The sequence below is a fragment of the Streptomyces sp. WG7 genome, from assembly GCF_049975785.1.
Lineage (GTDB): Bacteria > Actinomycetota > Actinomycetes > Streptomycetales > Streptomycetaceae > Streptomyces.
Window position 1 is genome coordinate 235,297 of sequence record NZ_JBNGGE010000003.1, and the last position, 11,758, is coordinate 247,054.

At 74.4% G+C, this 11,758-nt stretch carries 10 protein-coding genes; 2 read left to right on the plus strand and 8 right to left on the minus strand.

Annotated elements, in window-relative coordinates; genetic code table 11:
• Positions 1-4 precede the first annotated feature (4 nt).
• The 6 genes from ACP4J0_RS05505 to ACP4J0_RS05530 form a co-directional block, all read right to left on the minus strand.
• The gene (locus tag ACP4J0_RS05505) at positions 5-430 is read right to left on the minus strand and encodes an OsmC family protein (protein WP_217253971.1); all 426 of its coding nucleotides are present in this window, start codon (positions 428-430) and stop codon (positions 5-7) included.
• An 85-nt stretch (positions 431-515) separates the two neighbouring features.
• Positions 516-2,324 (minus strand): DUF2201 family putative metallopeptidase, encoded by a 1,809-nt coding sequence (locus ACP4J0_RS05510; RefSeq protein WP_426597453.1) that lies wholly within the window; start codon positions 2,322-2,324, stop codon positions 516-518.
• Positions 2,321-3,382 (minus strand): ATP-binding protein, encoded by a 1,062-nt coding sequence (locus tag ACP4J0_RS05515; RefSeq protein ID WP_426597454.1) that lies wholly within the window; start codon positions 3,380-3,382, stop codon positions 2,321-2,323. The genes ACP4J0_RS05510 and ACP4J0_RS05515 overlap by 4 nt, the downstream gene beginning before the upstream one ends.
• Positions 3,383-3,461: 79 nt before the next feature.
• A complete protein-coding gene (locus ACP4J0_RS05520) occupies positions 3,462-4,874 on the minus strand; it encodes an amino acid permease (protein ID WP_426597455.1) in 1,413 nt (470 codons plus the stop codon).
• 84 nt (positions 4,875-4,958) lie between these two features.
• Positions 4,959-7,103 carry a phage holin family protein gene (locus ACP4J0_RS05525; RefSeq protein ID WP_426597456.1) on the minus strand — a complete coding sequence of 715 codons (2,145 nt, stop codon included), beginning with the start codon at positions 7,101-7,103 and terminating at the stop codon, positions 4,959-4,961.
• A gap of 103 nt (positions 7,104-7,206) precedes the next feature.
• Positions 7,207-7,608, minus strand: a complete 402-nt coding sequence (locus tag ACP4J0_RS05530) for a hypothetical protein (RefSeq protein WP_426597457.1) — start codon at positions 7,606-7,608, stop codon at positions 7,207-7,209.
• Between the two features lie 82 nt (positions 7,609-7,690).
• On the opposite strand from ACP4J0_RS05530, the gene ACP4J0_RS05535 reads away from it, so the two are divergent.
• Positions 7,691-8,464 carry an MBL fold metallo-hydrolase gene (locus ACP4J0_RS05535; RefSeq protein WP_426597458.1) on the plus strand — a complete coding sequence of 258 codons (774 nt, stop codon included), beginning with the start codon at positions 7,691-7,693 and terminating at the stop codon, positions 8,462-8,464.
• Positions 8,461-9,087, plus strand: coding sequence for a DedA family protein (locus tag ACP4J0_RS05540; protein ID WP_426597459.1), 627 nt, complete (start codon positions 8,461-8,463; stop codon positions 9,085-9,087). Before ACP4J0_RS05535 ends, ACP4J0_RS05540 begins: the two co-directional genes overlap by 4 nt.
• 184 nt (positions 9,088-9,271) lie before the next feature.
• Here the strand turns inward: ACP4J0_RS05540 and ACP4J0_RS05545 are convergent, their stop codons facing one another.
• Together ACP4J0_RS05545 and ACP4J0_RS05550 are read right to left on the minus strand one after the other, a co-directional pair.
• Positions 9,272-10,357 (minus strand): MBL fold metallo-hydrolase, encoded by a 1,086-nt coding sequence (locus ACP4J0_RS05545; RefSeq protein WP_426597460.1) that lies wholly within the window; start codon positions 10,355-10,357, stop codon positions 9,272-9,274.
• Complete coding sequence (locus ACP4J0_RS05550) at positions 10,354-11,667, minus strand: aminotransferase class I/II-fold pyridoxal phosphate-dependent enzyme (RefSeq protein ID WP_426597461.1); 1,314 nt, start codon at positions 11,665-11,667, stop codon at positions 10,354-10,356. The genes ACP4J0_RS05545 and ACP4J0_RS05550 overlap by 4 nt, the downstream gene beginning before the upstream one ends.
• Between the last annotated feature and the right edge of the window lie 91 nt (positions 11,668-11,758).

Sequence of the window (11,758 nt, forward strand, 5' to 3'; positions counted from 1 at the left end):
CCGGTTACGCCAGCTTCGCGGTGAGGGTGATGGTCGTGCCGGTCAGGGCCTGGCTGACCGGGCAGTTCTTCTTGGCGTCCTCGGCGGCGGCGACGAACGCGTCGTTGTCGATGCCGGGGACGGTGCCCTCCACGGTGAGGTGGATGCCCTTGATGCCCTCACCCGGCTGGAAGGTGACGTCGGCCGAGGTGGTGAGCTTGGTGGGCGGGGTGCCGGCGCCGGCCAGGCCGTGCGACAGCGCCATGGAGAAGCAGCTGGAGTGGGCGGCGGCGATCAGCTCTTCCGGGCTGGTCTTGCCGTTCGCCTGCTCGGCGCGCGACGGCCACGACACCGGCTGCTCGCCGATGCCGGACGAGTCGAAGGTGACGACACCGTTGCCCTCGAGCAGGTTGCCTTCCCAGACGGTGTGTGCGGAGCGCGTGGTTGCCACGGCGGGTCCTCTCGAATTCTCTTGCTGTACTGGGGCGGTGGGAGCCCGCGACCGGGTTCCCACCCCCATCCGATCACACTCCGGCTCAGCTCACCCGGAAGACCGGTCCTCGGGCGGTGAACGGCAGCCGCGCGCCCCGCGGAATCAGGTAGGCGTGCTCACGCCGCACCCTGAGCACGTCGCACCATCCGTCGGTGATGACGAGGACGGGCGCGGTGGGCGGGAAGTCGTCGGCGCGCAGCAGCAGGTCCACGCCGGGCTGGAGGACGGTGCCGCCGCGTCCGTGCACCCGCACCCGGCCCGCGATGTCCGTCACGGGCAGGTATCCGGCGTCGTGGGGTGCCGCGTCGCAGAAGACGACGCGGGCGGCGGGCACGTCGCGGGCCTCGGCGTAGGAGGCGATGGCACCGAGCGCCTTGCCGAGCAGGGTGCGGTCCATGGAGCCGGAGGTGTCGAGGACGACGCCGAAGGTGCAGCGGGCGGTCTCCTCGGGCGGGAAGTACCGCCCGGCGCGCGGGATGTCGGGGGTGGCGGCCTGGCGTCGGGAGGGGCGGGCGTACGACCGTACGGGCTCCGGGCGGGGCACGAACTCGTCGAACCAGCGGGCGAGCCGCGCGTCCCAGGGCAGCGGCGGATGGCTGAGCGCGCGGATCTCCTGGACCAGGCCGCCGGGGAGGAAGCCGCGTTCCTGCTGCCGGTGCAGGTCGAGTCCCTGGGTCAGACCGCGCCGGTAGAAGCCGTCGAGGTCGACGTGGTCGCGGGGCGGGCCGAGCGGGCCGCCGAGGATGTCGCCGACGCCCTTGCCGCGCAGGGTGGACAGGCGGCGTATGCGGCGCAGGTCGCCGGCCATGCGGTCGTAGACCTCCTCGGCGGACAGGCCGGCCAGTGCCGGGTCGTGCAGGACGCCCTCGGGCATGGTGCCGACCCGCATCTCGACGAGCCAGCCGTTGATGACGTAGTCGCAGGCGACGTTGAAGAGGTAGGGGTCGCGGGTGCCGCGGCGGTCGCCGTGGCGCAGGGCGGCGTGCAGCATCTCGTGGGCGAGGACGAACCGCCACTCCTCGTCGTCGAAGCGCCGCAGCGGGTTGACGTAGATCTCGCCGGCCTCGGCGTCGACGGCGGCGACGGAGATGCCGTGGGCGCGGGCCAGTTCGGCGTCGGCGACGAGGGTGATGCCGGCCGCGATGCCGCCGAGCAGCGGGTAGGAGGAGACGAACCAGCTCAGGGCCCGCTGCCAGGGGTGCAGGCGGGTGGGACCGCCCAGCATGTCGTCACGCCGGCCGCCCGCGAGGTCGAGGGCGGTGGACATGGTGCGGGTCAGCGCGTGGGCGAAGGCGAGCTGCCAGTCCGGGGCCCGGCCGCTGTACTTGTCCCAGGGCACGAGGAGCTGGTCGGGTTCGCGGCCGGCGGTGCCGCAGTGCTCGTAGGCGGCCGGGATGCCGCCCTCGCGGCGCCAGGCGGCGGCGATGCGCTCCTCGTCGCCGTCGGGGTAGGCCGGCGGCAGGTCGTCCGGGGTGCGGCCGACCGGGAAGGTCTGGAGGAAGCGGTTGACGACGACGCAGCGGGCGGCGAGGTCGTAGCGGTCGGGCTGGACGCGCTCCCCGGTCGCGGCGGGTACGTGGCCGAAGCCGAGGTGGATCAGCGCGTGCGCGATGGCCCACGCCCACTCGGCGGGTTCGGCGTGGCGGGTGGGGTGCAGGTGGAGCCGGCCGTTGGAGCTGACGCGGACGAGTCCCTGCCGGGGTGCGACCCGGCACTCCTCCTCCCGGCACAGCTTGACCTCCATCGCGGCCAGTGCCGGGTTGGCCCAGGCCAGCTGCACGCCCTTGGCGCAGTTCTCGGCGGCCGGGTCCTTCTTTTTCTTCTTCCGCTTCTGCCCTGCGGCCCGGCTCACCGTCGCGCCTCGACCAGCCGGGGCATGTCGCGGGCGGCCTCGACGAGGAACCAGGCGGGCAGCACCGGGTTGCCGTCGGCGTCGGAGGCGATGACGCTCTGGGCGACCTCGACGGAGATCTCGGCGAGCTGGACGAGCAGCGACTTGGCGCGGTAGGCGGTCTGGCGGCCGTTCGCCGACATGTGCTCCTTGCTCGCGGGCAGTTCCTTGACCAGCCGGCCGCGGAAGGACTCGGCGAGGTAGTAGAGCAGGTCCCGGTCCTGGAGGCGGTTGGGCCAGCGGGCCTCGCCCCTGAGGATCGCCTCGATGCCGAAGCGGCTGCGGACGATCTTGACGTAGCCGCAGAAGGCGGTGGCGTGGGCGGGGGTCAGCGTGCCGTGCGCGAGGACCTTCAGGGTCTCCTCGTCGAGATCCTGCCCGAAGGAGTGCAGGGCGTCGGAGAGCATGTGCCAGGAGCGCGGGGTGGAGAACGGTTCCTCGGTCTTGGGCGGATTGGACCACAGGTGGTCGGGGCGGTCGGTGAGGTGGTCCGTGATCCAGGGGTGGATGCCGTTCTCGGCGGCCCAGGCCAGCCAGTCCTTCGCGGAGGCGTCCAGGTGGACGTGGGTGAGGCGGTTGACCAGCGCGGAGGCGATGGGGCGGGCGAGGGCGTTGTCGGTGGCGCGGTTGCCGGCGCCGATGACGATGGAGCCCTTGGGCAGCTCGTAGCTGCCGATGCGACGGTCCAGGATGAGCGAGTAGAACGCCTTCTGCACGTCCGGAGTGGCCGCGTTCAGCTCGTCCAGGAACAGGCAGTACGGCTCGTCGCGGGCGATGGTCTCGGGCGGGCAGAACACCGACCGCCCGTCCCGGATCTGCGGTACGCCGATCAGGTCCTCGGGCGCGAGCTGGGTGCCGAGCAGGCTCACGCACTCCAGGCCCAGCGAGTCGGCGAAGTTCCTCACCAGGGAGGACTTGCCGATGCCGGGTGCGCCCCACAGGAAGACCGGCCGCACGGTGGCGAGACCGAGCAGCAGTTCCGGGAGTCGGGCGGGAGTGACGGCGACGGCTGCCTGCACGCAGGGGCTCCTCGGAAGGGGGGATGTCGGGAGGGGACCGCACCAGTGTGGGTCCCCCTGCCGCCCGCGCGCAGCCGAATTACGGTGCGGCGGGCCCCTCCGCGCGCCGCCTGCGGGCCGCCATCACCGCGTAGACCAGCACGCCCGCGAAGAGGAACAGCACGCCCTGGTAGACCGCCGCGTAGCCGGCGCCGGCGACCAGCCAGAGGGAGAAGCCGGCCGCGACCGCCGCGATCACGCCGTCGCGGACGAGCCGGGCGCGGTCGACCTTCTCGCCCTGCCCGGAGACCAGGTGGAAGATCTGCGCGGCGGTGGCCAGCAGGTAGGGCACGGTCGCGGTGAAGGTGGTGACGAGGACGAGGATCTCGAAGACCTTCGCCGAGCCGGACGTGTAGTTGTAGACGGTGAGGAGGGAGGCCAGGACGACGGTGACGCCCACGCCCACCGTCGGCACGCCCCGCCGCCTGCGGGCGAACGCGGCCGGGAAGAGGCCGTCCTTCGCGGCGGCGTACGGGGTCTGGGCGCTGAGCAGCGTCCAGCCGTTGAGGCAGCCGGTCATCGACACCAGGGCGGCGAGCGCGACCGCCCAGCCGCCCCAGGCGCCGCCGAACATGGCGTTCACGGCATCGGAGAAGGGAGCGGTGGAGTCCACCAGACGGTCGTGGGCGACCGTGCCGAAGACGGACAGGGTGCCCAGCAGGTAGACGAGGGCGGCGCCCGCGGTGCCGATGACCGTGGCCCGGCCGACCGTGCGGCGGGGGTCCTTGACCTCGCCGGCGCTGACGGCGGCGGACTCCACGCCGAGGTAGGAGAAGAGCAGGATCGCGGCGGCGGCGGAGACCGCGCCGATGCCGCTGCCGCCGCTCGCGTTGAACGGGCCGAGGTTGTCCGCGTCGAAGAAGAACAGCCCGCCGACCGCGACGAGCAGCAGCGGTGCGAACTTCAGCACCGTGGAGACGAGCTGCACCGCGCCGACGTAGCGGGTGCCCGCGAAGTTGGCGAGCGCCGGCAGCCACTGGATGACGAGCGCGGCCAGGCACGCGGTCCAGCGGTGGTCGTTCACCGGGATCAGGACGTCGAGGTAGCCGACGGCGGCGACGGCGAGCGCCGCGTTGGACACCCAGGTGGTGATCCAGTACGCCCAGGCGGCGAGGAAGCCGGCGAAGTCGCCGAACGCCTCGCGGGCGTACACGTAGGGGCCGCCGGTGCGCGGGTCGCGGGCGGCGAGACGGCCGAAGACCAGGGCGAGCGCGATGGCGCCGACGGTCAGGACACCGAAGGCGAGCAGGCTGATGGTGCCGAAGGGGGCGACGGAGGCCGGGAGCAGGAAGATGCCGCCGCCGATAATGTTGCCCATGACCAGGGCGGTGGCGACGGGGAGCCCGAAGCGGCGGGCGTGCCTGCCGTTGCCGGGGGCCGGAGCGGAATCGGGGGCCGCGGGGGGTTCCTGCGGATCCGGAGCCGGTGGGGGGACGGACCCGGTGACGTGCATGGGGTGGGGCGCCTTCCTTGGAACTGGTGCCCGGGATCGCCGGGACGGCGCCCATGGTCGGGCACGGTCCTGCGCGGCTCCAAATCAGGCGCTTTTATCCTGTACGACCCCGTCCGGGACCGGAAAAGGTCCGCTCTCGACAGCCCGGGACCGGGGATCCTCCAAGGGCACCTGCGGGCCGTTCGACTCGCGCAGCCAGCGGCGCAGGACCCGGTGGACGTGCTCGGCGCCGACGATCTCCGCGCCCTCGGCGACCGGCGCGGACAGGACGACCGGTGACAGCAGGAAAGCGCGGGACTGGGCGCCGCCGAGTCCGCCGTGGGAGCCGATCTGCTCCTCGAAGGCGAGGACCTCGCCGTCGGCCGGGTCGTGGAAGGAGTTGACCATGATGTCGGCGGTGTGCGGGAAGGAGTGCGTGCGGCGCACGGCGTCGGCGGCTCCGGGTCCGAAGGGCGCGAGCGGGCCGGGGTCCTCGTCGAGCCGGTCCAGGGGGATCTCCGCGCCGCGCGCGCCGAGCACCACGCCGCCGTGCCTCTCGCTGCGGACCAGCAGGAAGCCGATGCCGGGGTGGTTGGCGAGGGTCGGCAGCAGGGCGGGGTGGCGGGCGTCGATCTCCTCCCGGGTCATCCGGTGCGGCACGTCGGGGAAGGAGACCAGGCCCAGGTTGCCGGAGGCCAGCACGATCGGCTCGGAGCGGCGGCCGGTGGGGGTGTCGGCGGGGCGCTGCTGCTCGGCGCCCTCCTCGACGGGCCGGTGCAGGGCGGCCCGTACGGTGTTGCGCGCCTCGGCGCCGCTGCGGGTGCGCTGGGCGCGGCGCGGCACCGGCAGTCCGCAGCCGGCCCGCACCAGGTCGCCGAGGGTGAGGCCGTAGCGGGTGCGGAACGTCTCGCCGGGGCTCTGGCCGTGGTCGGACAGGACGACGATCCGGTACTTGCGGGGGGCGTGCTCGGCGACCTTCTCGATCAGCGCGAGCGCGCGGTCGAGCCGCTGGAGGACCTTCCGGGCGTCCCGGCCGTACGGCCCGGAGTGGTGCGCCACCTCGTCGTACGCCACCAGGTCGGCGTAGACGGCGGTGCGTCCGGCGAGCATGTCGCCCATCACCGCGGCGACGACGACATCCCGTTCGACGACGGTCGCGAAGGCGCGGACGAAGGGGTAGAGGCCGCCGCGGGAGACTCGCGGGCGGACCTTGCGCACGCGGGCGCGGGTGGACTGGCCGATCTCCCGGCACACCTCGGCGACGAAGGACATGGCGGTGCGGACGGCGTTGGCCGGGTCGGAGAAGTAGGCGAAGTAACCGGACCGGGACCGCGTCTGGGGGCTGCGGCGGCGGGTGGCGATGGAGAGCACGAGTGCCTGTTCGTCGGCGCCGCCGCCGAACAGGTTGCCGCGGCTGGCGCCGTCGAAGGTGAGCAGACCGCCGTCGCCGGTGCGCTCGACGGCCCGGTGCTGGAGCTCGGCCGCGCTGGTCGGCCGGTTGCAGACGACGACCTCGCCGCTGTCCTTCTCGTACCAGCGGAACGCGGGGACGTCGTGATTGCTGCCGTGCAGGATGCCGAGCTGGCTGGCGCCGGTCTGGCTGGACCAGTCGGTGCGCCACCGGGCGAGCCGGTGGGTCGCCGACGTTACGTCCCGGCCGAGCCAGCGGGCGACGGTGGGCATGGTGCCGTCGTCGACGGCGTCCAGCAGGACGTCGTGGCCGACGCCGTCCAGTTGCAGGAAGACGGTGCCGGGGTCGGCCGGGCAGGGCGGGCCGGCTCTGCGGCGGCGGTCGGCGAGCCGGTAGAGCCGGCGCCGGTAGGCGTCGTCGTCCCGCACGGCCAGGGCACCGCCGGTGGCCGAGGCGACCGCGGACATGACGGCGGCCACCACGACCGCCGTCTCGGGGGCGACACCGCCGCGCCCGGCCGGGTTCACGTCGATCGCGAGGAGCAGCAGCCCGCCGTTGAGGAAGAAGACGAGGAGCCCGAGGACGAGCGCCGGCACCAGCAGCAGCAGCCGGACCAGCAGCGGCCACACCAGGGCGGACAGCAGGCCGAAGGCGCCGGCGCCGACCGCGGCGGTCATGGCGATGTCGGTCGCGCTGTCGCCGTCGGGCGACTGGAGCCGGAAGTCCGGCAGGATCCCGGCGAGCACCAGCATGGTGAGGGTGGAGACGGCCCACACCGCGACACTCCGCCCGACCTGACTGGCGACCCGGCGCCAACGCCCTCCACCCACGCTCCGCACACCTCACGTCCCGGCCCGTCGTCCGCGCGGGCCCTCCCCACCCTGTCACAACGGTCCGGAGCACCCGTTTGTCCCCCCGGGTCCGGTTCACACCCCGGCCGGGTCAGCGGCCGTCGTACCCGGCCGTCGGCATCGACAGTCTGCGGTGCACGCACGCCTTCATCCGGGCGTCGTAGGACGGTTCCGCGTGGCCGGCCGTCTCGACGCGGACCCCGCGTCGCGCGCACTCCGCGGTGAACTCCTCCACGGACGACAGCGCGCTCTCCAGCACCCGGAGACTGGGCGCCACGAACAGGTCGTGCCCCGGGCGGACACCGTCCCACAGGGCTTCGTGGTCGGGCCGCAGACCGCGTACCAGCAGCTCCCTGGCGACGACGTATCCGTGGTCCGCGGCCCAGCGGGCGCACATGGCGTGCTGGCTGCGCGAGTCGACCAGGAAGGGATCGTCGTCCAGCTGCTCCAGCGGCGTCAGACTCGCGATCGCCGTCACCCGCACCGGCCCCATGCTGCCCCCTCACCTCCCGTTTTCGCCGCCGACCCTACCCCTGGACGTAGGCTTCGGGGAGTCGCACGAAGGAGGCAGAGAGGTGCCGGTGGAGCTCACGTGGTGGGGTCACGCCACCTGCACGGTCGAGGACTCGGACATACGTGTGCTCACCGACCCGCTGTTCGTCCGCAGACTCGCCCATCTGCGCCGCAGACGGGGCGCGGTGCCGCCGCCGGACGCCTGGCGCGCGGACGTGGCGCTCGTCTCCCATCTGCACGCCGACCACCTGCACGTGCCGTCGCTCGCGCGGCTCGCGCCGGGCACGCGCCTGCTCGTGCCCCGGGGCGCACGCCGGGCGGTGGTGGGGCTGCGCCGACTCGGGCACCTGAAGCTGACCGAGGTGGCGCCCGGCGACGAGACCAGGGTGGGTGACCTGCGGATACGGGCGGTGCCCGCGCGGCACGACGGGCGGCGGCTGCCGTTCGGACCCCACCGCTCCCCCGCCCTCGGCTATGTCGTCGAGGGCGACGCCCGGACGTATTTCGCCGGGGACACCGGCCTGTTCGACGGCATGGAGAAGGAGGTCGGGCCGGTCGACGCGGCCCTGCTGCCGGTGGGCGGCTGGGGGCCGTACCTGGGCGAGGAGCATCTGGACGCGGGGCGTGCGGCACAGGCGCTGGCCCGGCTGGCGCCGCGCACGGCGGTGCCGGTGCACTACGGCACGTACTGGCCGATCGGGATGGACGCCGTGCGCCCCCACGAGTTCCATGCGCCGGGCGACGAGTTCGTGCGCCTGGCTGCGCTGCGCGCGCCGGGGGTGGCGGTGCACCGGCTGGGGCACGGCGAGCGGACCCGGGTGGAGGTCGTGCGGTGAGCTGGCTGGGCGCCGTCACGACGAACATTCCGGCCGATCCGGCGCAGCAGGCGTTCGGTTATCCGTCGCTGTTCCTGCTCGTGCTGATCGGGGCGCTGGTGCCGGTGGTGCCGACGGGCGCGCTGGTCAGTTCGGCGGCCGTGGTGGCGATGCACCAGACGGTGCCGTTCTCCCTTCTGATGGTGTTCGCGACGGCGTCGCTGGCCGCGTTCTGCGGGGACTTGGCGCTGTACTGGCTGGGGCGGCGCGGCGTCGGCTCGAAGAACGGGTCGCGCTGGCTGGAGGCGATCCGGTCCCGGGCGCCCGAGGACCGGCTGGAGCAGGCGCAGAGGAAGCTCGCCGAGCACGATGTGGCGGTGCTCGTACTGTCCCGGCTGGTGCCGGCCGGGCGCATACCCGTGATGCTGGCCTGTCTGCTGGCCAAGTGGCCGCTGCGCCGGTTCGCCCGGGGCAACCTGCCCGCCTGCCTGGCCTGGGCGGTGACGTACCAGCTGATCGGCATCCTGAGCGGCGCGCTGTTCCGCGAGCCCTGGGAGGGCGTGGCCGCGGCGATCGCGCTGACCGTCCTGGTCGGCGGGGCGCCGAGCGTGTGGCGGCGGTGGCGAGGGCCCGCGAAGGCGTAGGCCTCCGGCGGTTCGGCCGGCCCCGGAGAGGCGTGAGCCCGGAGGACGAGCGGGCCCGGAGGACGAGCGGGCCCGGAGGACGTCGCCTGCCGGGCTCACGGCGTGCGGCGCGCGACCGCGCGGTCCGACGCGTCGACCGGCGTGTCGCGGCCCGCGGCGGCGCCCCGGTCCGGGCGAGCGACGGTCACTCCAGCACCCGGGAACCGCCGACCGGGAGGTCCCACAGGTGCTCCCGGGGCAGACCCGCCCGCTGCCAGGCGGCACGTACGCGGGTGAGCGGTTCCAGTACGGGTTCCGCGGAGAGCACGAACGTGCCCCAGTGCATCGGTGCCATCCGGCGGGCTCCGACGTCCTGGGCGGCCCGCACCGCCTCCTCCGGGTCGCAGTGCACGTCGCTCAGCCACCAGCGGGGATCGTAGGCGCCGATGGGGAGCAGGGCGAGGTCGATCCCGGGGTAGCGGCGGCCGATGCGGGTGAACCAGTGGCCGTACCCGGTGTCACCGGCGAAGTACACGCGCCGGCCGCCGGGGTCGGTGAGGACCCAGCCGCCCCACAGCGTGCGGCAGGTGTCGGTGAGGGTGCGCTTGGACCAGTGGTGGGCCGGTACGAAGTCGAAACGGACGCCGTCCAGCTCGACCGCCTCCCACCAGTCCAGCTCGGTGACGCGGGTGAAGCGGCGGCGGTGGAACCAGCGGCCGAGCCCGGCCGGCGCGAGGACGGGGGTGTCGCGCGGCAGCCGGCGCAGGGTGGGGGCGTCCAGGTGGTCGTAGTGGTTGTGGCTGACGACGACCGCGTCGACGCACGGCAGGGCGCTCCAGGGAACGCCCACGGGGGTGACACGAGCCGGGGTGCCGAGGATGCGGCGGGACCAGACCGGGTCGGTGAGGACGGTGAGCCCGCCGATGCGCACCACCCAGCTGGCGTGCCCCGCCCAGGTGACGGCGACGGTACGGGCGTCCACGCGGGGCAGCGGGCCGGGGGCGTAGGGCAGCCGGGGGATGTCGGCGAGGCCCTCGGGGCCGGGTCTCACCGCGCCCTCGCGGGCGAATCTGGCGAAGGCCTTCAGACCGGGCAGCGGCGCGGTGAGCCGGTCGTGGAAGGTCCGCGGCCACACCCGGTGTTCGGACATCGGCCGGGGATCGGCGAGCGGCGGGTACGAGGAGGCCGAGGAGGACGGGACCGGAGGCGCTTCGGTGTCCCCGGCGGGCGTAGCCGTGGACGTGGACGTGGACGTGGATGTACGCGTGGTCGACCGGGGCTGCTGCGTCATCGAGGAGACTCCCATCGCTGAGCGTCGCGGAGATCGTCGAAGACCGACTTCAGGCCGGCCAGCGCGCGGTGGACGTGCGGCAGTTCCAACGGGTCGGGGGACGTGAGGCATTCCGCGCGCCGCTCGTCGGTGCCGCCGAGCAGGGGGCCGGTGGCGAGCCGGACGCGCAGGGCCGGGAGGTCGTCGCCGAAGCGGTGGCCGCCGGGGGCGGGCATGCCGAGCCGGGCGGTGAGGAAGTCCTCCAGTTCCTGGGCGTCGCCGACGCCCTGGGCACCGAGCGCGTCGCGCAGCGGGCCGAGATCGGCGTACAGGTGGCGGCCGGCCTGTGGTGGCCGGGCGGTGGCCCCCGCGGCGACGACGGCGGAGTGCACGGCGGCGGCCACGCGCGCGTGCAGGCGTACGGCGGCCGACCGGCGGGCGGTGACCGGCTCGGGTTCGGCGAGCGCGTACCCGGCGGCGGCGGCGACGGGCGCGGCGACGTTGGCGCCGAGCGCGGTGAGTACGTCGAGTACGCGCGCGTGCAGGCCGTCTCCGGCGGCGGACGCCGGGAAGCGGGCGACGGCGGCCGGCCAGCCCGGAGGCAGCAGCGCTCCGGCCAGGTCGGTGACGACGGTGACCCGTCCGGGCAGCATCTCGGCGGGGCTGAGCAGCACGGTGGCGTGCGGATCGTGCACGGTGTCGCGCCAGGTCTCGTCGCTGACCAGGTGCAGTCCCTCGTCGGCGGCGGCCTCGACGGTCTCGTGCAGCAGTTCGGGCGGCGCGACGGTGCCCGTGGGGTCGTCGGCGACGGACAGGACGAGCAGTCGCGGGTCGCCGCCCTCCGCACGGACCCGGCGGACGGTCTCCAGGAGGGCGTACGGGTCGGGGACGCCGCCGGACTCGGCCGGGGTCGGCACGTGGAAGACGGGTCTGCCCAGCAGCCGGGCGTAGGGCGCCCACCAGGTGGCGCAGGGGCGGGGTACCAGGACGTCGCCGCCGAGCGCGGCGGTCAGCGCGAGCAGCAGGGCGTTGGCGCCGGGCGCGGCGGCCGCGTGGCCGGGCTCGGTGGGCAGGCCGCGCCGGTCCCAGTAGGCGCAGGCGGCGTCCAGGAGGGCGGGGGCGCCGCCGGCCGGTTCGTCCCGGCCGCGGCCCGCGGCGGCGGCGAGCACGGCGGACAGTTCGGGCAGCACGGGCAGTCCGTCGTCGGGGAGGTGCGGACCATAGCGGACGGGGCCGTGCCCCACGGGGTCATGTCCGTCGGCACGGCCTCCACGGTCGTGGCCCGCCTCGTGGCCCGCCCGGTCGTGGCCTTCACGGTCCGTCCGCCGCATGCGTGCCTCCGCGCAGTCCGTGGTGCCGTGTCCTGTCGCGCCCGGCCGGGTGCTCCTTCGTTGCTCCCAGTACCCACCGTGGCGGCCTGCC

Excerpts from the sequence above, each read along its gene's own strand:
- ACP4J0_RS05520 (WP_426597455.1), bottom strand. The coding sequence starts at position 4,874 with ATGCACGTCACCGGGTCCGTCCCCCCACCGGCTCCGGATCCGCAGGAA.
- ACP4J0_RS05530 (WP_426597457.1), bottom strand. The coding sequence starts at position 7,608 with ATGGGGCCGGTGCGGGTGACGGCGATCGCGAGTCTGACGCCGCTGGAG.
- ACP4J0_RS05545 (WP_426597460.1), bottom strand. The coding sequence starts at position 10,357 with ATGACGCAGCAGCCCCGGTCGACCACGCGTACATCCACGTCCACGTCC.
- ACP4J0_RS05550 (WP_426597461.1), bottom strand. The coding sequence starts at position 11,667 with ATGCGGCGGACGGACCGTGAAGGCCACGACCGGGCGGGCCACGAGGCG.